Source organism: Luteibacter sp. GL_149 (genome assembly GCF_057834065.1).
The window spans coordinates 976005-996637 of record NZ_CM174395.1; the positions used below are offsets into that span (position 1 = coordinate 976005).

The 20633-nt window shown below is 63.7% G+C and carries 16 protein-coding genes and 1 riboswitch; of the genes, 6 read left to right on the forward strand and 10 right to left on the reverse strand.

The genetic code is table 11. The features are described 5' to 3' along the window. The first annotated feature begins 75 nt into the window (after positions 1 to 75). A complete protein-coding gene (locus AC3IR3_RS04360) occupies positions 76 to 645 on the forward strand; it encodes a TetR/AcrR family transcriptional regulator (RefSeq protein WP_489195787.1) in 570 nt (189 codons plus the stop codon). Positions 646 to 699: 54 nt separating this feature from the next. Here the strand turns inward: AC3IR3_RS04360 and AC3IR3_RS04365 are convergent, their stop codons facing one another. The 6 genes from AC3IR3_RS04365 to AC3IR3_RS04390 all read right to left on the reverse strand — a co-directional run bounded on the left by AC3IR3_RS04365 (position 700) and on the right by AC3IR3_RS04390 (position 8577). Beyond that, positions 700 to 846: a hypothetical protein gene (locus tag AC3IR3_RS04365; RefSeq protein WP_489195788.1), complete on the reverse strand. Its 147-nt coding sequence runs from the start codon at positions 844 to 846 to the stop codon at positions 700 to 702. Positions 847 to 1547: 701 nt separating this feature from the next. Then, positions 1548 to 2552, reverse strand: coding sequence for a diguanylate cyclase domain-containing protein (locus AC3IR3_RS04370; RefSeq protein ID WP_489195789.1), 1005 nt, complete (start codon positions 2550 to 2552; stop codon positions 1548 to 1550). Next, positions 2549 to 3118, reverse strand: a complete 570-nt coding sequence (locus AC3IR3_RS04375; protein ID WP_489195790.1) for a chemotaxis protein CheB — start codon at positions 3116 to 3118, stop codon at positions 2549 to 2551. Before AC3IR3_RS04375 ends, AC3IR3_RS04370 begins: the two co-directional genes overlap by 4 nt. Beyond that, on the reverse strand, positions 3115 to 3942 hold the full coding sequence (locus AC3IR3_RS04380) for a CheR family methyltransferase (RefSeq protein ID WP_489195791.1): 828 nt from the start codon (positions 3940 to 3942) through the stop codon (positions 3115 to 3117). Before AC3IR3_RS04380 ends, AC3IR3_RS04375 begins: the two co-directional genes overlap by 4 nt. A 4-nt stretch (positions 3943 to 3946) precedes the next feature. Continuing rightward, the gene (locus tag AC3IR3_RS04385; RefSeq protein ID WP_489195792.1) at positions 3947 to 7585 is read right to left on the reverse strand and encodes a response regulator; all 3639 of its coding nucleotides are present in this window, start codon (positions 7583 to 7585) and stop codon (positions 3947 to 3949) included. A 59-nt stretch (positions 7586 to 7644) separates the two neighbouring features. Next, complete coding sequence (locus AC3IR3_RS04390; protein WP_489195793.1) at positions 7645 to 8577, reverse strand: CPBP family intramembrane glutamic endopeptidase; 933 nt, start codon at positions 8575 to 8577, stop codon at positions 7645 to 7647. Between the two features lie 148 nt (positions 8578 to 8725). Between AC3IR3_RS04390 and AC3IR3_RS04395 the strand changes: the two genes are divergently transcribed. Then, positions 8726 to 10381: an FAD-dependent oxidoreductase gene (locus AC3IR3_RS04395; protein WP_489195794.1), complete on the forward strand. Its 1656-nt coding sequence runs from the start codon at positions 8726 to 8728 to the stop codon at positions 10379 to 10381. A gap of 123 nt (positions 10382 to 10504) precedes the next feature. On the opposite strand, the gene AC3IR3_RS04400 is transcribed toward AC3IR3_RS04395, so the two are convergent. The 3 genes from AC3IR3_RS04400 to AC3IR3_RS04410 form a co-directional block, all read right to left on the reverse strand. Further along, positions 10505 to 11638 (reverse strand): IS481 family transposase, encoded by a 1134-nt coding sequence (locus tag AC3IR3_RS04400; protein ID WP_489195795.1) that lies wholly within the window; start codon positions 11636 to 11638, stop codon positions 10505 to 10507. 147 nt (positions 11639 to 11785) lie between these two features. Then, a complete protein-coding gene (locus tag AC3IR3_RS04405; protein WP_132141953.1) occupies positions 11786 to 13390 on the reverse strand; it encodes a peptide chain release factor 3 in 1605 nt (534 codons plus the stop codon). A gap of 70 nt (positions 13391 to 13460) precedes the next feature. Next, positions 13461 to 14477, reverse strand: a complete 1017-nt coding sequence (locus AC3IR3_RS04410; protein ID WP_489195796.1) for a cysteine synthase A — start codon at positions 14475 to 14477, stop codon at positions 13461 to 13463. Positions 14478 to 14672: 195 nt separating this feature from the next. Continuing rightward, positions 14673 to 14788: riboswitch (SAM riboswitch) on the forward strand. A gap of 99 nt (positions 14789 to 14887) precedes the next feature. Between AC3IR3_RS04410 and metX the strand changes: the two genes are divergently transcribed. Genes metX through AC3IR3_RS04425 form a run of 3 tightly spaced genes read left to right on the forward strand, consistent with a single transcriptional unit; the run spans position 14888 to position 18182 of the window. Then, positions 14888 to 15922 (forward strand): homoserine O-succinyltransferase MetX, encoded by a 1035-nt coding sequence (metX, locus tag AC3IR3_RS04415; RefSeq protein WP_489195797.1) that lies wholly within the window; start codon positions 14888 to 14890, stop codon positions 15920 to 15922. Between the two features lie 5 nt (positions 15923 to 15927). Further along, the gene (gene metB, locus AC3IR3_RS04420; protein WP_489195798.1) at positions 15928 to 17115 is read left to right on the forward strand and encodes a cystathionine gamma-synthase; all 1188 of its coding nucleotides are present in this window, start codon (positions 15928 to 15930) and stop codon (positions 17113 to 17115) included. Further along, a complete protein-coding gene (locus AC3IR3_RS04425; RefSeq protein ID WP_489195799.1) occupies positions 17112 to 18182 on the forward strand; it encodes a homoserine dehydrogenase family protein in 1071 nt (356 codons plus the stop codon). Before metB ends, AC3IR3_RS04425 begins: the two co-directional genes overlap by 4 nt. Before the next feature lie 174 nt (positions 18183 to 18356). Here AC3IR3_RS04425 and AC3IR3_RS04430 read toward each other — a convergent pair whose 3' ends face one another. Then, a complete protein-coding gene (locus AC3IR3_RS04430; protein WP_489195800.1) occupies positions 18357 to 20024 on the reverse strand; it encodes an APC family permease in 1668 nt (555 codons plus the stop codon). A 170-nt stretch (positions 20025 to 20194) separates the two neighbouring features. Here AC3IR3_RS04430 and AC3IR3_RS04435 point away from each other — a divergent pair, with 170 nt between their 5' ends. Further along, on the forward strand, positions 20195 to 20575 hold the full coding sequence (locus AC3IR3_RS04435; RefSeq protein WP_489195801.1) for a hypothetical protein: 381 nt from the start codon (positions 20195 to 20197) through the stop codon (positions 20573 to 20575). The last annotated feature ends 58 nt before the right edge of the window (positions 20576 to 20633 follow it).

A 20633-nucleotide genomic window follows, 5' to 3' on the forward strand; every position in this document is an offset into this window, starting at 1 on the left:
GATCCACATCACGAATAGTCGAAATGGATCATTGATCCAAATATATGGATCGGTGATCCATTTGTCAAGGTAGTCATGCGAGCCGACGCAAAAAAAAATTACAGCCATGTCCTCGCCGTCGCTCGTGATGTCATCACCGAGCATGGCGCCGATGCGTCCATGCGAGATATCGCCCGCCGAGCTGACGTCGGGTTGGCTACACTGCTGCGTCATTTCCCGACGCGAGAAGCCTTGTTTGAAGCGTTGTTGTGTACGAATCTGGACGCACTGACGCAGAAGGCAGACGAACTCGAAACATCGAGTTCACCTAGCGAAGCGCTCGTGTCCTGGTTCCGCGAATGGATGGCATTCGCTCAAAGTTATAGGGGCGTTGTCGCCCTGATGGCGGCCGCCCACGCGAACCCGGACTCCGCTCTTTATGCTTCATGCGCAGCGGTGCACTCAGCGAGTGCACGACTGTTGCTGCGTGCTCAAGCCGAAGGGACAGCACGTGCCGATATGAATGGGGACGACCTATTCGGCCTGATGGCGGCGCTCGGCTGGCTTGTCGATCTGCCCTCATTCGCACCACGGGCAGATCATCTTATTCACCTTATTACGAGCGCCATCCTGACAAACTGGCCCAGCAACGATGTCAAAAAGTAAACTGCCAAAAAGGCAATGCGCTGAGTCAGATCGGCTTGGAAGGATTGCCGGGGATCAGTCGAACTTGACCAAGTCCTTGAAGATCAGTTGACCCCAGCTATTGCCGCGCGCCTGCACAAGCAGTCCACCTTCTGAAAGTCCGCCAAGTTTGATCGGCGCGAAGCCGAGATTTTCTGCAAGCGCATCCGTGGCGTAGCGCATCTTCCGATGTCGTTTGCGACTTTACGTGATCGTAGGCGCATTGCCTGACTTACACCTCGATCCGGGCGTCCCCGGCCAGATAGCCGGTCGCGCTGTCGTGCTCCGCATCAAGCCTCGCTACGCGAGTCTCGCCCCCCCTCCGGGCCTTTTCCGCCCGCCGCGCTCGGTTCCGCAAGTCGCGTCGAGGGGGTAGCCGACGGCTCTTCCGGGTGTTGCGGTTACGTGGGGGAAAGCATCGCGTGACGCAGGACCGGTGATGACCGCGTCCGGTTCGGTCCGTCACGTGCTCGGCTCGTGCTCTGCCTCCAGCAAACCGCAATCGCCGGTGCCGTGGCCGGGTTGGCCCTTGGGGCCGCCTTAGCCGAGGGCCGCGATACCTAGTGACGGAGCGAAGTGGCGCTACGGCCCGCTCCCGCAGGGACGGCGCCGAAGGCCCCAAGGGCCAACCCGGCCACGGCCTCCCCGACACACGAGCGTGAGGCGGCCAAGTCACGAATAACACGAGCCGCCCAGCGGCTGTCCTTAACCGGATCGTATCGGCGAGGCCCCCTTTCGCGCGCAGGCGCGCTCCCCACGGAGCTGCGACCATTGCACAGAGGGTGTCTGCCGGGACTGCTGGCTTAAACCAGGCGACGGGCATGATTACGTCGACCAGAGAGTCGGGCGGGTATGAGCGTCGCTGGATACGATGATCTGAGGGGTTAGCCGGGCGCGATGACGCAGCGGTTCTTGCCGCTGCGCTTCGCCTCGTACATCGCGGTATCGGCGCGTGTTACCAGCCGGTCGTAACCATCGCCGTCCGGGTCGCGGCTGAACATCGCCACGCCAATGCTGGCACCGATCCTTGTCGCGATGCGCTCGCTGCGCACGTCCAGCGTATAGGGCTCCGCGATGGCGTCGCACAACGTCTGGCAGCGCGCCAGCGCGGCGTCGGCATCCGTCGCGTCCTTCAGCAGTACGGCGAATTCGTCGCCGCCAAGGCGGGCGACCGTATCGTCCGCACGAGTGCGGCCATTCAGCCGCGACGCAATAGCCTGCAAAAGCGCATCGCCCGTGCCATGTCCGTGTTCGTCGTTCACGCTCTTGAACCCATCGATATCGATATATGCCAGTCCGAAGTGCAGGTTCTTCTCGTTCGCCTGATCGATAGCCGTCAAAAGCCGGTCGCGGAAAAGCACGCGGTTGGGCAGGCCGGTCAGCGCATCGTGCGTGGCCTGGTGGCGGACAAGCTCTTCCATACGGGTGCGCTCGGCGACCTCGCTGGTCAGTTGGGCGTTGCGCAGCGACAGTTCGTCCAACGCCTGTTGCAGTAGCGCCCGTGCGCGATACAGTTCGAGAAAGATGCGTACTTTCGACTGCAGGATCACGTCGTTGATCGGCTTGGCGATATAGTCGACCGCACCGGACGTATAGCCCTTCATGCGATTGACGTCGTCGCCATATGCGGCCGTAACGAAGATGATCGGCGTTTCCCGCAGCTGGTCGGCCTCGGCGATCAGCTGCGCGACTTCGAAGCCGTCCATCTCCGGCATGTTCACGTCGAGCAGTACCAGCGCGAACTGGTGATCCAGGCACAGGGCAAGCGCATCGTTGCCGCTGCCGGCTTCGAAAATATCCGCGTCGGCGCGTACAAGCAGCCGGCGCATGGCGACCAGGTTGGCCGGCGTGTCGTCGACGACGAGGATCTTGGGGCGTAAGGCGTTCATGGCAGACATAAGCGGTTGAGCGTTCCTGCGATGGCGTTCAGGGGCACGCATGCGTCGGCGCCGGCGATATCGAGACCGGCCTGGGGCATGGCGCTGGCTTCGGCGCTGGCCGGGTCCTGGACGACGGCGTATCCGTGGTGTCGGCGCACATAGGCAAGTCCCTCGGCGCCGTCGGCGTTGGCACCCGTCATCAGGACGGCGATCAGGTGTCCCTGGAACGCGTCGGTCGCGGACTCGAACATGACGTCGATGGAAGGCCGGGAGTATGCGACCTTGTCGTCGACGCTCAGGGCAAAGCGCAGCGTGGGTTCGACGAGCAGGTGATAGCCGCTGGGCGCGACGTGTACGACGCCACCCCGTACCGGCGCACGCTCGCGCGCTTCCTCGACGGGCAGGCGCGAATGCCGCGCGAGCAGCTCGCACAACAGGGCGACATCGGCCGACCCGGTATGGCAGCAGACCAGGATGGGCTGGGGGATGTCGGGATCCAGTTCCGCGAGCACGTGTTGGAGGGCGGTAAGTCCGCCGGCGCTGCAGCCCATGACGATCGCATTCCACGCGTTCATTTCGCGAGTCGCCCTCCGAGCCGATAAATCCTGAGGCTGCTGTCGACGGCGGAGAAATCGGTAGCCGAGGGCGCGAAGTCGATGTTTTCGCGGGTACCCAGGCAAAGGAAGCCGTCGCGCACCAGGCTGTCGCGGAACAGGCCCAGCGTACGGTCCTGCAGCGGATTGGAAAAATAAATGAGGACGTTGCGGCACAGGATCAGATGCGCTTCGCAGAACACGTCGTCGGTCACCAGATTGTGATTTGCGAACGTGACGTTGCGACGCAGTCGGTGATCCAGTTTGATGAAGTCGTAGCGTGCGCTGTAGTAGTCGCTGAGCGAGCGGGCGCCGCCGGCCTCCTGGTAGTTGCGCGACCAGTCGCGCGCATCGCGTGTCGCGTAGATACCTTCCTGCGCCAGGGCGAGCGCGGCATCGTTGAAGTCCGTCGCGTAAATCTGCGAGCGTTCGTAGAGCCCGGCTTCTTCCAGCAGAATGGCCAGCGAGTAGACCTCCTGCCCATGGGCGCAGCCCGCCTGCCAGATGTTGATCTGGGGATAGGAGGCGAGTATGGGGAATACCGTGTCGCGCAGTGCGCCGAAAACCTTCGGGTCGCGGAACATTTCCGAGACGGGTACCGACAGCCCTTCGATCACGCGGGCGAGAAAACCGTCTTCGTGAAGCACGTGCCGGTTCAGCTCGCTGATGTCCTTCATATCGTGCGTGCGCACCAGCTGCTGCACGCGCCGTTTCAGCGATGCGGGCGCGTAGCCACTGAAGTCGTAGCCATGCCGTAGTTGCATGGCGCGGACGAACAGTTCGATTTCGATGTCTTCGATATCCATCGGATCAGGACGGCAGCCAGACGCGGATCATCGACAGCAGGCGATCGATGTCGATGGGTTTGGACAGATAATCGTTGGCACCGGCCTCCAGGCATTTCTCGCGATCCCCGCGCATGGCTTTGGCCGTGAGCGCGATGATCGGGATGCGCGCGACGGCCGGGCGTGCGCGAATCTCGCGCATCGTCTCGTAGCCGTCCATGACCGGCATCATGATGTCCATGAGCACCAGTTCGATCGAGCCGTCGTCGTCGATGGCTTTCAGTGCTTTCTGGCCGTCCTGCGCCATTACCACGTTCATACCTTTTGCCCGGAGTACTTTCGACAGGGCGAAAAGATTGCGCATGTCGTCGTCGACCAGCAGCACCTTGCGACCGTTCAGTCCGACTTCGCCCTGATGGGCGTCGCCGGCATCGGCGCGCCTCGAGCCACTGCGTATGCTGTGCAGGAACAGACTGACCTCGTCCAGCAGGCGGTCGGGCGAGCGTGCTCCCTTGATCACGATGCTGTCCGTGTACTGTCTGATTTTCAGGCTTTCCTCGCGGCTCAGATCCCGGCCCGAATAGACGACAACGGGAGGAACGTTGCCCGCTTTCGACAGGCGTTCGAGGAAGTCCATACCCGAAATGCCGGGGAGGCCAAGGTCGAGCACGATGCAGTCGTAGGTATTGTCGGCCGTCATGACCAGTGCTTCTTCGCCCGACGCCGCCTCGTCGATGACGACCGAGTCGTCGCGGAGCAGGGTGCGCACCGCCGTGCGAGCGCTGGCATCGTCGTCGACCACCAGCAGATGGCGCGTGCGCCCTCCGGCGAAATGCAGAAGACGTTCGAATGCTTTGGAGATCGCTTCGCGGCTGACGGGCTTGGTCAGGAAGCCGACGGCTCCGAGTTCCAGGCCGCGCGTCGCATCGTCGGTTGCCGAAATGAAATGGACGGGTATATGGCGCGTGCGCGGTTCGCCCTTCAGGCGCTCGATGACCGTCCAGCCGTCCATGCCGGGCAACATGACGTCCAGAAGAATGCCCGTGGGTTGGAACTGGCGAGCGAGTTGCAGACCCGATTCGCCATCGGCCGATGCCAGTACGCGATGGCCCTTGCGGTGGACCATGTCGGCGAGAATGCGGGCGAAGGCGGGGTCGTCTTCGATGATAAGGATGATCGTGTCGCCCGAGACGATCGTCTCGCGGTCGTCGTCGATGCTGTCGGCGATCAATGCGGGACTGAGCGGCAGCGTGGCTTCGGCAGCGGCTTGCTCGCGTGGAATGGGTTCCGGACGCGTGCCGTCTTCCGTTGCCTGTTCGGGAATGACGATGGTGAACGTGCTTCCCTTGCCGGGCTCGCTGGCAAGCACGATATCGCCTCCCAGCAGTTCGGTGATGCGTCGCGAGATGGCCAGTCCCAGTCCGGTGCCGCCGTACTGCCTGCTGGTGCTCGCGTCGACCTGCTCGAAGGCGTGGAAAACCCGCTGGAATGTTTCCTTGGGAATACCGATACCGGTATCGGTGACCGCGATGGCGATGGCGGTGGCGCGATCGAGTGTCGCCGGCAATGCCAGACCGGTCGACGGGCGGCCGATGTGCACCGCGACTTTCCCGTCGGATGTGAACTTGAATGCATTGCTCAACAGGTTGTTAGTTACCTGTTCGAGCTTGGCGGCATCGGTGCGGATAGTGGAAGGAAGGCCAGTCTCGACGTCGATGGTGAAGTCGAGTTTCTTTTCCTGGGCGACATGGTTGAACGTGCGGCCCAGCGTGCGAATGAGGTCGGCGATGGCGAAATCGTCGATCACCCGTTCCATCTTTCCGGCTTCGACCTTCGACAGATCGAGAATGTCGTTGATGAGTCGCAGCAGGTTGGAGCCCGCATCGTGGATGATGCGCGCCGATTCGACCTGCTCGCCGCTGAGGTTGTTTTCGTCGTTGTCGGCGAGGCTGCGCGACAGGATAAGCAGGCTGTTGAGCGGTGTGCGCAATTCATGCGACATGTTGGCGAGGAAGTCCGACTTGTACTGACTGGCGCGTGCCAGTTCCTCGGCCTTTTCCTGCGTGTCGCGCTGCAATATCTCCAGCGCGTCTTTCTGCTGGTTGAGCGTCGTGCCTTTCTCGCGCAGTTCTTCGTTGGATGCGTGCAGTTCTTCCGCCTGTACCCGGAGCTCTTCTTCCGACGCGACGAGGCGCTGCGATTGCTCCTGGAGTTCGGACGTCCTGATTTCGAGTTCGGCGTTCGTCGCCTGCAGGTCCGCCTGCTGGGCGCGCAACGCGTCTTCGGAAGTGCGTAGTTCGTCGGCTTGCCTCTGGGTGGTGTCGAGCAGGGCACGAGTCCGCAGCGCGCGGCCCAGGTTCTCCAGCGACAGCGCAACGATGGGCATCAACTCGTCGAGCAGCTGCTCCTGAATACCGGTCAGGTGCGCGAAGCTGCCGATCTCGACGACGCCGAGCAGCGCATCGCGGGACAGCACGGGGATGACGACGATCGACCGGGGCGGCGCTTCGCCCGTGCCGGAATGAATGCGGACATAGTCGTCCGGAACGTCCTGAAGAACGATCGTTTTGCGTTCGGCGGCAGCCTGTCCGATCAGGCCTTCGCCCATGGCGTACCCGGTTGTGGCGTGGCGGCGCTGGCGGTAACCGTAACTGCCGAGGAGTTCGAGCGTGGAGGAGTCGTCGTTCCATACGTAGAACACGCCGACGCCCGCTTCCAGCAGCGGCACCAGTTCGCCGGTCAGCACATGGGCGAATTCGCGGTAGGTCGTTGCACCCTGCAATTTGCTGGAAATGGCCGATACGCCGCTTTTGAGCCAGGTCTGGCCGGCCGTGTCGATCGCCATTTCCTTGAAGACATGCAGGGCGCGTGCGATCTGGCCGATTTCGTCGCGACGGTCCAGCTGACGGATGTCGACATCGTGATCGTGCGCCGCCAGCCGTGTCATCAGCTCGGTCATGCGCACGATGGGGCGCGTGATCAGGCGGAAGGTCATGGCAAGCACCAGTCCGGCGAACAGCAGGCTCACGAGGATCGAACCGATGTTGAACGCCCGGACCAGGTTCAGGGTGTCGTCCAGTGCGGCGTTACGCTGGACGAGCAAGGCATTTTCCGTGGCCGACATGTCGGCGATCAGCGCCTGGATGTCGGTCATCAATACCGTGCGATGGTCAAGGTAAGTGCGGCGGATAGCGTCGCGCGCAAGGGATGCCTCTGGCGTCGATGCCGTGCCGATTTCCCGCACGGGATCGATGGCGCCTTTCATGACTTCCTTTTCCCAGCGGTCGAGCATCTCGACCAGGCGGTCGATGCGTCCCTGCTGGAGAGGGTTGTCGGCAGTCAGTTCGCGGAGTTTCGCGAGGCTGGCGGTGAGCTCGGTGTCCGCTTTTTCCAGATCCGCATACTCGCCGGTCGACAGGTTCAGGAGGTAACCGCGGGCGGCGACCTGCCGGCTCTGCGCGTCGTTCTCCACATCGGCCAGGGCCACCAGCACTTCGTAGGTGTGCATCGACCAGGCTCTGGTTTCCTTCTCGCGGGCCAGAGAGAGCAGGTTGGCGGCGCTCGCCGCCAGGAAGACGACGAGCAAGGCGCAGATGGCAATCAGCATCTTGCGCTGGAGCGGCTGGTTGGCCAGCCATGATTGTTTCTTGCTGCTGGACGACATAGGGATACCGGAAAGGCTTAAGGAAAACCGGCATCCTTGCCTGGGCTACATACGTGCGATCACGAGGTGACGGGCAGGTGCCGGTTCGGACGACGCCAGAACGGAGGCACCATGGAGCCGCGGTCAATCGCCACTGCAAGGCAGACTGCCGTCAGGATCGAGCACAGCGCAAGCGCCACGACCGACGCTTCGGCACCGAATGCTCCGCCGGTCAGCCAGTCCGGGCCCTGCATATGCGAGGCGAGCAGGCCATGCTGATCGAAGCCGGAAACGGGAATGCCGTAGAAGGGGCCCTGCGCGACGTTCCAGGCGGCGTGCATGCCCATGCAGACCCAGAGGGAGCGCGTGACGTGGTAGACGAGGCCGAACAGCAGGCCGGCTTCGAGTGCAATCGCCAGTGCGCTCCAGGTCGTGGCGTTGGGATTGCCCAGATGCATGCCGCCGAAGAAGGCCGCCGATATCAGCAAGGCCGCCCACGTACCGAGACCTTCCTCGACGATGCGGAAGAGCACGCCACGGCTGATGATTTCCTCGCCGACACCCGCCCCGACGCCCAGGACGAGGATGGGGCCGAGCCAGACCACATCATGGTTGATCCCCGAGACGGTGAAGGCGCCGAAGGACCACAGGACACCCACGACCGCGCTGAAGAGTGCGAAACCCGCGGCCAGACCCAGCAATACGTGGGGGACGAGCTTGCGCGGAGCCAGTTCGGCAATACGTCTGCGCTCCACGAAACGAACGAGTATCCAGTAGGCCAATACGATGGGGAGCAGGCGCAGCGCTTCGACCAGGGGCGTGACGTCCATGAAGGCGAGGTGCTTGCGCGAATCGCCGTAGATGGCGTGGCTGATCGCCCGAGCCACGAAGCCGAGGACGATGAGCAGCGCGACGAAGATCGCGATGCGTGCCGCGGGCGAGCGCATCCAGCGCATCCAGCGGGGCTCGACCGTCGGCGGTACGGGCGGCGGCAGCACTTCGACTTCGGACATTGGCTTCCCCTGTTTGATGGGGCAAGCTTAAAGGGAAGCGCACGCCGTGGGGGTGATAAATAAGTACAAGTTGCCGCTCCCGCCGCGTACTACCGTTCGTCGGAGCCGGGCCATCCGGCCGTATTCGTCCCCTTAAGGAACGCCCACGATGAACCAGCCGTCCGGCCACAATCCCTCCGATCCGTACATGCGCCAGGAGCAGACGTTTCCGCACCTGAACCCGGATATGGCCGCGCGCGTCAGGCAATACGGGCGCGAAGAGCATGTACCGAAAGGCACGATCCTGATTCGCCGTGGCGATCGCCGGGTCGACTACCTGTTCGTGCTCGAAGGCTGCATCGAGGTCTACGACATCGACGAGGCCGGCAATCCGAACGTCTTCACCGTCCATGGTCCGAACCAGTTCACCGGCGAGGTCGACCTTTTCAGCGAGCGTCAGATCCTTGTCAACAGCCGGACCGGCGCCGATACGCGCCTGATCCGCGTGGCCCCGGCCAACTTCCGGCGCATGGTGTCCGCCGAGCCGGATATCGGCGAGATCATCATGCGCGCCTTCATCCTTCGCCGGGTGGGGCTGATCCAGCATGGGCACGGTGGCGTCACGCTGGCCGGCTCTGCGCACGGCGCGGACACCATCCGGCTGCGCAGCTTCCTTATCCGTAACGGTTATCCATACCGGTTGCTGGACACCGAAATCGACGAGGACGCCCGTCACCTGATCGACAGCTTCGGCCTCGAACCGCACGAATGCCCGGTGGTCATCACACCGGACCGGCACGTATTGCGCAATCCCACGAATGCGCAGCTGGCCGACGAACTGGGCTTCAGTCTGCAGGTGGATGGCGCTCACATACACGATGTCGCTGTCGTGGGTGCGGGTCCCGCGGGGCTCGCCGCCGCGGTATATGCCGCGTCCGAAGGTCTGGACACGCTGGTGCTCGAAGCGCTGGCTCCCGGCGGGCAGGCGGGCACCAGTTCGAAGATCGAGAATTACCTCGGGTTCCCCACCGGCATTTCCGGCCAGGCGCTTGCCGGTCGCGCGCAGGTGCAGGCGATGAAGTTCGGCGCGCACATGGCCGTATCGCGCGCGGTGTCGGGCATGGACTGTTCGTCTCATCCCTACCGCCTGACGCTCGACGATGGTTCGACCGTGACGACGCGCACCGTCGTCGTCGCCACGGGTGCGCGCTACAGGAAGCTGGACGTGCCCGACTACGAGCGATTCGAAGGGCAGGGCATACATTACGCCGCGACCGCGATGGAGGCCACGCTATGCAACGGCGAGGAAGTCGTCGTGGTGGGCGGCGGCAATTCGGCGGGGCAGGCGGCTGTCTTTCTGTCGCGTACCGTATCGCACGTGCACATCCTCGTTCGTTCGGGCGGACTGGCCGCGACGATGTCCGACTACCTCGTTCAGCGTATCGCGCAGTCGCCGCGTATCACGTTGCACACGTATTGCCGTATCGACCGGCTGGCGGGCGACACGTATCTTCGCCAGGTGGAATGGATCGACGACAAGGGGAATCGCAGTACTAACGCGATCAGCAGTGTGTTCGTGATGATCGGCGCCGAGCCGAATACGGGCTGGTTGAACGGCTGTCTGGATCTGGACGACAAGGGGTTCGTGAAAACGGGTAGCGGTTGCGCCGTGTCGTCGATGGATTCGCCGTATGCCACGACACTGAAGGGCGTGTTCGCGGTGGGCGATGTCCGCTCCGGTTCCGTCAAGCGCGTGGCATCGGGCGTGGGCGAGGGATCAGTGGTGGTGCAGGCGATCCACAAATTCCTCAACCCGACGGTATAGGCCGGTCCTTCGCGTTCGCCTGGTGCGATCTTGTCGCCCGCCACACGTGGCCGCCGCGGATTCCGGCGCACGTGTATAGACCGGTGACATGGGTAACAAACGTGCGGGGACATAGGTAACAGTCTAGCTCGCTTCGTTCAGGTCGACTTCCCCGATATGTTGGTGGGAGAAATAAAGGTCATAAACGCCATCTTCGGTATCGCGCGGACGGGCGGCAATGACGTAACCACCGAGCGCGGTGGAGACGACAAGAGGGCGGCGAAACAGCTTAATGCGTCCGCGCTGGTCGACCTTCAGAAGAAGGTCCTGAGGAGCATATTCGATCGCCGGTAGTATCTCGGGAAAGGGCCGTGGACTGGGGTGGTAACGATCCGCGGGAACGGCCAAGCCAAGGGCGTCGTGCGGTCGCATGTCATTGTAGATCGCACGCCATTGATCGAACGATTGCTGGGCTTGGTCGATATTGGCGAAAGAGCGACCGCGAACCACTTCGGCGTTGAAACTCCGATGAAAGCGCTCGTCCTTGCCATTGGTTTGCGGATGCGCGGGCGCGCTCCAACTCAACCCAATACCGACTCGGATCAACCAGATCGCAAAAGTGGACAGATCCCGTGATCGACCGGACGGTATGCCCCATGGGTTGCCGTTATCCATATTCATGCGCAAGGGCAAGCCAAAGCGACGAAACGTGTCGATGAGCGCGGTTTTTACGGTCGATCCACGTTGATCGGTCGTCGCCCGCAATACCAGGTTGTACCGGGAATGATCGTCAAGAACGGTCAACGGATCGCACCGGCCTTGACCCACGTCGATAGGGCCTTTGAAGTCCATCTGCCACAGATCGTTCGGCGAGGGATGTTCGAAGCGTTGCCAACGGTGTTGCGATCGTTGTGCCGGAGGTGCCAGCAGGCCATGCCGACGCAGGATGTCGGTGATCGTGCTCGGGGCTGGCACGCCCGTATGCCCTCGATTGCTCAGCACCTTGGCGAGCTTGCGGCCACCCCAGCAAGGATGTTGGTGACGCAGCGCCACCATCGCCTCTTCGATCGGCAACGCCGTCTTCAACGGCGATCGCTGTGGACGCCGCGAACGATCCTCCGGTTGCTCGCCTGAGGCCTGACGATGAATCCATTTATAGGCCGTCTTGCGGCTCACGCCAAAGCGTCGGGCAAGTTCGCTCACGCTGATGGCCTGGCTTCGAGCCAATCCTGCTAACTCGGTACGTTGGGACATAGGGGTTGCTTCCTTCCAGGTCACGGGATGGGCACCTCTTGAGCGAAAAAGTCCGCCCAAGGTGTAACCCATGTCCCCGCACACCTGTTACCTATGTCCCCGGTCTATACACGCACGCCGGAATCCGCGGCGAGGCGAGCGGTTTTCGTGCAAGCGCGAACGATCGCGCTCTTACTTTACTTCCACCGCCGCAGCATGTTCGCGCGTCGCCGCGAAGCGCACCATGGGCCAGCGCTCTTGCGCCAGCTGCAGGTTGACGCGCGTCGGGGCGAGATAAACCAGCTCGCCCGCACCGTCGATCGCCAGATTCGTCGCGTTCTTCTCGCGGAATTCCTCGAGCTTCTTCGCATCGTCGCAATGCACCCAGCGTGCGGTGGATACTCCGACCGGCTCGAAACTCGAGTCGACGTTGTATTCGTCTTTCAGGCGATAGGCGACGACATCGAACTGAAGCACGCCGACCGCACCGAGAATCAGATCGTTCGACATCAGCGGGCGGAAGAACTGCGTGGCGCCTTCCTCGGACAGCTGGGCGAGGCCTTTCTGCAGCGCCTTCATCTTCATCGGATCGCGCAGGCGCGCACGACGGAAGAGCTCGGGTGCGAAGTTCGGAATGCCGGTGAACGACAGCGGCTCGCCTTCGGTGAAGGTATCGCCGATGGTGATGGTGCCGTGGTTGTGCAGACCGATGACGTCGCCGGGATAAGCGCGTTCGACAATTTCACGGTCCGACGCCATGAAAGTAAGTGCATTGGCAATGCGCACTTCCTTGCCGGTGCGCGTTTGCTGCATCTTCATGCCCGCGGTGTACGTGCCCGAACAGACGCGCATGAAGGCGACGCGGTCGCGATGCGCGGGATCCATGTTCGCCTGGATCTTGAACACGAAACCGGTGAGCTTTTCCTCTTCCGGCTTCACTTCGCGCGTCAGGGTTTCGCGCGGACGCGGCGACGGCGCCTTCTCCACGAAGAAGTCGAGCAGCAGCTGTACGCCAAAGTTGTTCACCGCGGAGCCGAAGAACACCGGCGTCTGTTTACCGGCGAGGTAGGCCTCGATGTCGAACGGATTGGATGCGCCGAGCACCAGATCGAGTTCGTCGCGCACTTCCTTCAGCGCATCGGCGCCGATACGCGCCACGAGGTCCGGATGATCCAGGCCTTTGTAGATCGTCGAATCCTGGCGCGTGAAGTTCTTGCCGGGCTCGAAGATATGCACTTCGTCCAGCGCCACGTGATAGACGCCTTTCAGGCGCGAACCCATGCCGATGGGCCAGGTCAGCGGTGCGCAGGCGATGCCGAGTACCGACTCTACTTCGTCGAGCAGCTCGATCGGCGAGCGGCCTTCGCGGTCGAGCTTGTTGATGAAGGTCATGATCGGCGTATCGCGCAGCCGGCAGACTTCCATCAGCTTGATCGTGCGTTCCTCGACGCCCTTCGCGCAGTCGATGACCATCAGCGCGGAGTCGACCGCCGTCAGTACGCGATAGGTGTCTTCGGAGAAGTCCGCGTGTCCCGGGGTATCGAGCAGGTTGACGATGGCGTCGTCGTACGGGAACTGCATCACCGACGAGGTCACCGAAATGCCGCGCTCCTTTTCCAGCGCCATCCAGTCGGACGTCGCGTGGCGGGCAGCCTTGCGGCCCTTCACCGAGCCTGCCATCTGGATCGCGCCGCCGAACAGCAGGAGCTTTTCGGTCAGCGTGGTCTTGCCGGCGTCGGGATGGCTGACGATCGCAAAACTGCGACGTCGCCGGGTTTCGGTGAGGTGTGAAGACATGAGGGCTGCGCGATGAGGGCTTAACTGCGTAGTGTACCGCGTCGGGGCCGCCCCCTCAGCCGCCGGGCGCTCAACCGGGGAAGGCGGCGTCCAGCCAGTCCGGCACGGGGAGGCCCTTTTCCCTCAGGAACCGGGGATTGTAGAGCTTGGCCTGGTAGCGCATGCCGCTGTCGCACAGCATCGTGACCACCGTGTGGCCGGGGCCCAGAGTCCGCGCGAGGCGGATCGCGCCGGCCACGTTGACCCCGCTGGACCCGCCCACGCAGAGACCTTCGCGATGGAGCAGGTCGTGCAGGACGGGTACCGATTCGTCGTCCGGGATCGACCAGGCCAGATCCACCGGCGCGCCATCGAAATTGGCCGTGATGCGGCTGCTGCCAATGCCTTCGCTGATGGACGTGCCCTCGGCCTTCAATTCGCCGGTATTGACGAAGCTGGCCAGGGCCGATCCGGCAGGGTCGGCCAGCGCGATCCGTATGCCCGGACGCATGGCCTTCAGAGCCCGTCCGACCCCCGCCAGCGTGCCGCCGGTTCCCGCGGCGCAGACGAAGCCGTCGATCTGGCCATCGGTCTGCGCCCAGATCTCGGCGCCGGTATGGATCTCGTGGTAGTCCCGGTTAGCCGTGTTGTCGAACTGATTGGCGAACCAGGTACCGCCGGGGTCCGTCGCGTTGAGGTCCGCGGCGAGCGCCCGGGCGACATGGGCGTAGTGGCCGGGATCCTTATAGGCCACGGCGGGCACCAGACGCACTTCGGCACCGGTTACCCGCAGCGCGTCGATTTTTTCGCGGCTCTGGGTTTCCGGCATGACGATGAGGGTGCGATAGCCCCGGCTGGCGCCGAGCAGGGCCAGTCCGATACCCGTATTGCCGGCGGTGCCCTCGACCAGCAGGCCGCCGGCCCGGATCAGGCCGCGATGCTCCGCGTCGTCCAGCAGACCCAGGGCGGTGCGGTCTTTTACCGAGCCGCCGGGGTTCAGGAACTCGGCCTTGGCCAGGATTTCGCACCCGGTTATGGCCGACGCGTGGGAGAGCCGGATCAGGGGTGTGTCGCCGACGGCGGCGGAGAAGTCCTGGCGAACGTCCATAAGAGGTCTTGGAGGGGCCCCGGGGCGGGCGGTCCGTCGATCTTAGGCTGCTTCGGCTTCGGGTGTATAGCAGGCCAAATCATCCGGTTTTTACGGGTTCTTGTGGATGAATGCTTTGGTGGTGGAGATAATTTGGATGTATGGACGTCTAAACGTCTGTTGACACGTGTCCGGTTCGGGGCGTATCGTCGGCTCCACTCATCGAGACCGGCTGAGGGACAGGCCCTTTGAAGCCGGGGCAACCTGCGGATTTCCGCGACGGTGCCAACTCCTGCGGGGCGCTATCCAAAGCGTCAGCCGATAGATGGGATGTCCTGACGGGCGGCGTTCGCGCATGCCTCGTCGGTGGCAGCCCTCTCTTGTTGGCTACTCCGCGGAAGCTCGACCCCGCTTTACGGAGAATCGCCGCAATGTCAGCAGAGCCCGCCATCGTGACCCCTTTCGAAGCCGTCGTTCCCGCCGTTTTGCCGCGGGCAACCGCCGACCTCACCGAGCAGCGAGGCACGCGTCGCGTCACCCTCACGCCGAAGTACGGCAGCGGCCCGGTCGACGTGGACGTGCGCTATCTGTGGTGCGGCGCACCCGGTGCCCCGACCGTTATCGTGCAAGGGGGTATTTCGGCCGACCGCGATGTCTGCACCGGCCGCGATCGCGCTTCCGGCTGGTGGCAGGAACTGGTTGGCGAATCGGCCGCCATCGACCTGCGCGGTTGCCGCGTCCTGTCGATCGACTGGCTGACGCCTGAAGATCTCGGCGGCACGCCGTCGGTTTCCAGCGAGGACCAGGCCGACGCGCTGGCCGCGCTGATCGATGCCCTCGGCATCGTCCGCGCCCGTGCCTTCGTCGGCTCTTCCTATGGCGCCATGACCGCGCTGGCCTTCGCCGCGCGCCACCCCGAAAAACTGTCCCAACTGGTGCTCCTGGCTGGCGCGCATCGCCCGCATCCGCTGTCGACCGCGCAGCGTTCGATCCAGCGCGGCATCGTGCGGCTCGGGCTCTCGTCCGGCCGTACGGACGAGGCGCTCGCGCTGGCCCGTCAGCTGGCGATGACGACGTATCGCGGCAGCGAGGAATTCTCGCGCCGCTTCGCCGCTGGCCCGGAGCTGCGCGACGGTCGTTTTCATTTCCCGGTCGAGGACTATCTCGAGCATGCGGGGCGCCGCTTCGTCGAACGTTTCGACGCCGAGCGCTTCCTGGCCCTGTCCGAGTCCATCGACCTGCACGACGTGGCACCCGAATCGATCGCCACGCCGACAACACTCGTCGGCTTCCCGTCCGACCGTCTCGTACCGCTGGCCGATCTTTGCGAACTGCAGCGTCGGCTCGCCGGCACCGCGACGCTCGAAGTCATCGATTCGCCGTACGGGCACGACGCTTTCCTGAAAGAAACCGCGCAGCTGGCCCCGCTGCTGCGCCACGCACTCAACGATTGTTGCGGAGACTAAACCCCATGACCGATTCCCGCCTCTGCACCCGCGCCGTCCGCGCCGGCATCGAAAGCGATACCCAGCACGGTGCCGTTGTGCCGCCGCTGCACCTGTCCACCAACTATGCGTTCGAAGGGTTCGGTCGCAAGCGCGCTTACGATTATTCGCGCAGCGGCAATCCCACGCGCGACCTGCTCGGTGACGCGTTGACCGAGCTGGAAGAGGGCGCGGGCGCGGTGGTAACGGGTAGCGGCATGTCCGCGGTGGCGCTGGCGCTGGAACTCGTGCCCGCCGGTGCGCTGGTTCTGGCGGCGCACGATTGCTATGGCGGCACCTGGCGTCTGCTCGACGCCTGGGCGAAGAAAGGGCGCTTCCAGGTACGTTTCGTGGATTTCACCGACTCCGCGGCGCTGGCCGATGGCCTCGCGGCGAAGCCGGCGCTGGTGTGGATCGAAACGCCGTCGAATCCGCTACTGCGCATTACCGACGTTCGTCATGTATCGCAGGCCGCGCATGCCGCCGGTGCGCTCGTCGTCGTGGACAACACGTTCCTTTCGCCGGCGTTGCAGCAACCGTTGAAGCTCGGCGCCGATCTGGTCGTGCATTCGACTACCAAGTACATCAACGGTCACAGCGATGTCGTGGGCGGTGCGGTCATCGCACGCGATCCCGCGGTGGCCGAGCAGCTGAAGTGGTGGGGTAACTGCAATGGTCTTACCGGTTCGCCGTTCGACAGCTTCCTGACCCTGCGCGGCGTACGCACGCTTGCCGTGCGTCTGCGCGCCCACGAAGAAAACGCGCATCGCATCGCCGAGCGTCTGGACGGCCATTCGGCGGTGAGCCGGGTTTTCTATCCGGGGCTGGCCAGTCATCCCGGCCACGCGCTCGCGGCACGGCAGCAGCTCGGTTTTGGCGCCATGCTCAGCTTTGAAATCGCAGGCGGCGTCGAAGCCATCGAAGCCTTCGTCGACGGACTGCATTACTTCTCGCTCGCCGAATCGCTCGGTGGCGTCGAAAGCCTTGTCGCGCATCCGGCCACCATGACGCATGCATCCATGGCTCCCGAAGCGCGTCTTGTCGCCGGCATTTCCGATAGCCTGCTGCGTCTGTCGGTCGGTATCGAAGATGGCGACGATCTGCTGGCGGACCTCGATGCCGCGCTCGAACGCGCTGCACGCGTCGCCGCGCCCAAACGCAAGGTTGGCGCATGAACGCGGTCGCTGTTGCTCCGGCGGAGACTATCGTTCCGCATACGGCGGTGGTGCTGCTCGGTACCGGCGTCGTGGGTCGCGCCTTACTCCAGTTGCTCGACACGCCGGCCGCCCGTTCGTTGCGCCTGGTCGGCGCGGCCAACTCGCGGCGCCAGCATGTGCTTGCGGCAGGTCTGAAGGGCTCTGCTGTTGCAGAAGAACTGAAGCGTTCGCCTGAGGGCAGGGACAACCGGCCGCTGCTTGCCGCGCTGGATGCCAGTGGCGCGGTGCGCAAGGTCGTCGTCGATGCGACGGCCTGTGCGAACGAAGCACGGCGCCATACCGATTGGCTGGAAGCCGGCTACCACGTAGTCACGGCCAACAAGGCGCTCGCCGGCGGTGCACTCGGCGGTTGGCGTGCCCTGCAGCATGCCAGCGGGCGCGGTCCGGTTTATGGCGATGCCGCGACCGTGGGCGCCGGGTTGCCGGTGCTTTCGACCTTGCGCCGTCTGCGTAGCTGCGGAGATAGCCTGCTTACCCTCGAAGGCGTGTTCTCCGGCTCCCTGTCGTGGCTGTTCAACCAGTACGACGGCAGCCGTCCGTTCTCCGAGTTGCTGCGCGATGCGCGGCGCCTGGGTTTCACGGAGCCCGATCCGCGTTCGGACCTTTCCGGTGAAGATGTCGCTCGCAAGCTACTCATCATCGCGCGCAATGCCGGTTTCGCACTGGGCAGCGATGAAGTGGAAATCGAGAGTCTCGTACCCGAAGCGTTACGTGGTATCGATACGAAGGCCTTCCTCGATCGTCTCGGCGAACTGGATGCGCCGTTGCGCGAACGGCAGGCCGCCGCGCGGTCGCGCGGCACGGTGCTTCGCTATCTGGCGCGGCTGAACCAGCGCGGCCGGGCAAGAGTGGGGCTGGTCGAGGTGCCGGCGGATCATCCCGCCGCGCGTCTGTCCGGTACCGACAACCAGTTCGCGCTGACGACCACGCGCTATCACGCGCAACCGCTGGTGATTCAGGGGCCGGGCGCGGGGCCGGAAATTACGGCGCAGGCGCTACTTGGCGATGTGCTCGCGCTGGGTTGAGATCGCTTCGTAGACAATCGCGCGCGGGCGCGCTCCCACAGAAAGCATGCTCGCCGTATTCGGTTCTCTGTGGGAGCGCGCTTGCGCGCGATTCCTGAGTGCGGGGAATACATTCCTCTCCTCAAACGAAAACAGCCGGCGCAAGCCGGCTGTTTTCTTATGCAGGGGGGCGCTTCAGCGGTGACCCGTGATCCGCGCCGTCTCGTCCGCATCCGGCGGTTCGACGAGCGCACCGGGATGCTCCTGTGCATCGGAACGCGCCGCATCGACCGTCGGCGTACGCCAGCCCGACGAGATGCCCCAGAAGTAGAAGACCGTGCCGAAGATCGCGACGACCAGGAGATCCCAGCCGTAGGGGATGTAATCGTGTCCGCCGAAGGTCGAGCTGCCGGCCCAGGAGATGGCAGCGATCACCGGCAGGTAGACGATCAGCCACCACGCGCCCTTCAGCTGGCGACCGAAGTCTTCCCAGCCCGTCTTGGCCTGATAGTAGAAGTAGATCGGCAGCGCCACGACCATCAGCAGGATGATTTCGCCGGTCAGCGGCCATCTTGCCCAGTACAGCAGTTCGGTCGCGAAGATAAAGGCCAGGGCGGCAAGTACCGGTAGCCCCGAGATACGCAGCGGACGCTTCAGTTCGGGAGCGGTACGGCGCAGGGTCATCACGCTGACCGGGCCGGTCAGGTACGAGATGATCGTGGCGACCGAGATCACCGCCGCCAACGTACCCCAGCCGCGGAAGAAGAACAGGAACACGAACGACACGGCCAGGTTCAGCCACATCGCCGGACGCGGAATGCCGAAGCGCGGATGGATGTGACCGAAGATCTTCGGCAGCGAACCGTTGCGCTCCATCGCGTAAATCATGCGCGCGGTGGTGGCGGTATAGGTCGCGCCGGTGCCGCTGGGGCTGACGAAGGCGTCCGCATACAGCAGGATCGCCATCCAGTTCAGCGCCAACGCGGTCGCAAGCTGCGCGAACGGCGAGCTGTAATTGAGGCCAGCCCAGCCTTCATGCAGGTGTTCCGGTGGTACGGCGCCGAGGAAGGCGACCTGGAGCAGCACGTAGACCACCGTGGCGAGCAGGATCGATCCGATGACCGCGAACGGAACGCTGCGGCCGGGATTGCGCGCTTCGCCGGCCAGGTTCACAGGGCTCTGGAAGCCGTTGAAGCTGAAGACGATGCCGCTGATGGCCACGGCCGTCAGGATCGAGGAGAGATTGAAGGCGTGCGTGCCGCCATGCGCGCCGATCTTGAAGTTCTCCCAGTGGAAGCTCGTCATCATCAGGGCGATAGCGGTCGCGGCGGGCACGACGAGTTTGAAGATCGTGATCGCCGTGTTGCTCTTGGCGAACAGCTTCACGCTCCAGAAGTTCAGAAAGAAGTACACCATGACCAGGACGCCGGCGATGGCGAGGCCGGGCGGGGAGAGTTCTCCATGACCTTCGGTGACGACATACAGGCTCTTGGCCCACTGCGCCCATTCCCACGGCCAGGAGGCCATGTATTGCACCGAGGCTTCGGCTTCGACCGGAATCACCGAAACGATCGCGATCCAGTTCGCCCAGCCGGCAATGAAGCCCACCAGCGAGCCGTGCGAATAATGGCCGTAACGCACCATGCCGCCCGATTCGGGGAACATCGCGCCGAGCTCGGCGTAGGTCAGGGCGATGAAGAGAATGATGACCGCGCCGAGAATCCACGCGTAAACAGCGCCGGGTCCTGCAAGCTGGGCGGCGTGCCATGCACCGAAGAGCCAGCCTGAGCCAATGATCGAGCCCAGGCCGGTAAGCATGAGGGCAAAGGCGCCGACGTCGCGGCGGATAGCGCTATGAGACATGTAAACTCCGGTCGGATGGGAGACCAGGGAGGTCCCTCAAGGCGGCACAAGGGCGGGATGATGACAGCCCCGGCGCCACCTGTCAGCCGTGCTGACCGGCAGGGGCACTTCACCCCGGTCTCGGCCGGGAGCGATACACTGCCGGGCGCAGCCTGGAAGAAGGGGTTCGGATGCGTTCGGTATTGACCGTCTGCGGCGTGTTCGTTGTCGCTATGTCGGTAAGCGGCGGGGCGAATGCCGCCAGCGAGTGGAGCGATAAAGGTAGGTTGATCGACTCGGAGTCCTATGACAGGACCTCCAAGGGGTTCTATTTCACCCTCTATCCGGGCGAAGACCCGGTGGCGGCCGTGCGCCTGTGTGCGCAGACCATGCGCGAGCGCGGCAATCTGGCCAGCGTGTCGTGTTTTGCCTTCACCAGCCGCCAGCGCTTCGATACGCGCAGCGGCAAACTGCGCGTCTGCTATTCCGCCGTGGCCAACTGGTGGGGAGAGGACGAGCCTATGCGCGTAGAGATCGTCGAACGCTTGCCGAGGCTTTGCCCGCAGCGCTGAAGATCGCGCTATCCCTGTGTGCAGGAGCCCGCAAGCGGGCTCCTGCACAACCGGGCGA

Excerpts from the sequence above, each read along its gene's own strand:
- AC3IR3_RS04370 (WP_489195789.1), bottom strand. The coding sequence starts at position 2,552 with ATGAACGCCTTACGCCCCAAGATCCTCGTCGTCGACGACACGCCGGCC.
- AC3IR3_RS04430 (WP_489195800.1), bottom strand. The coding sequence starts at position 20,024 with ATGTCTCATAGCGCTATCCGCCGCGACGTCGGCGCCTTTGCCCTCATG.
- AC3IR3_RS04380 (WP_489195791.1), bottom strand. The coding sequence starts at position 3,942 with ATGGATATCGAAGACATCGAAATCGAACTGTTCGTCCGCGCCATGCAA.
- AC3IR3_RS04390 (WP_489195793.1), bottom strand. The coding sequence starts at position 8,577 with ATGTCCGAAGTCGAAGTGCTGCCGCCGCCCGTACCGCCGACGGTCGAG.
- AC3IR3_RS04375 (WP_489195790.1), bottom strand. The coding sequence starts at position 3,118 with ATGAACGCGTGGAATGCGATCGTCATGGGCTGCAGCGCCGGCGGACTT.
- metB (WP_489195798.1), top strand. The coding sequence starts at position 15,928 with ATGACCGATTCCCGCCTCTGCACCCGCGCCGTCCGCGCCGGCATCGAA.
- AC3IR3_RS04395 (WP_489195794.1), top strand. The coding sequence starts at position 8,726 with ATGAACCAGCCGTCCGGCCACAATCCCTCCGATCCGTACATGCGCCAG.
- AC3IR3_RS04365 (WP_489195788.1), bottom strand. The coding sequence starts at position 846 with ATGCGCTACGCCACGGATGCGCTTGCAGAAAATCTCGGCTTCGCGCCG.
- AC3IR3_RS04435 (WP_489195801.1), top strand. The coding sequence starts at position 20,195 with ATGCGTTCGGTATTGACCGTCTGCGGCGTGTTCGTTGTCGCTATGTCG.
- AC3IR3_RS04425 (WP_489195799.1), top strand. The coding sequence starts at position 17,112 with ATGAACGCGGTCGCTGTTGCTCCGGCGGAGACTATCGTTCCGCATACG.
- metX (WP_489195797.1), top strand. The coding sequence starts at position 14,888 with ATGTCAGCAGAGCCCGCCATCGTGACCCCTTTCGAAGCCGTCGTTCCC.
- AC3IR3_RS04360 (WP_489195787.1), top strand. The coding sequence starts at position 76 with ATGCGAGCCGACGCAAAAAAAAATTACAGCCATGTCCTCGCCGTCGCT.
- AC3IR3_RS04410 (WP_489195796.1), bottom strand. The coding sequence starts at position 14,477 with ATGGACGTTCGCCAGGACTTCTCCGCCGCCGTCGGCGACACACCCCTG.
- AC3IR3_RS04405 (WP_132141953.1), bottom strand. The coding sequence starts at position 13,390 with ATGTCTTCACACCTCACCGAAACCCGGCGACGTCGCAGTTTTGCGATC.
- AC3IR3_RS04385 (WP_489195792.1), bottom strand. The coding sequence starts at position 7,585 with ATGTCGTCCAGCAGCAAGAAACAATCATGGCTGGCCAACCAGCCGCTC.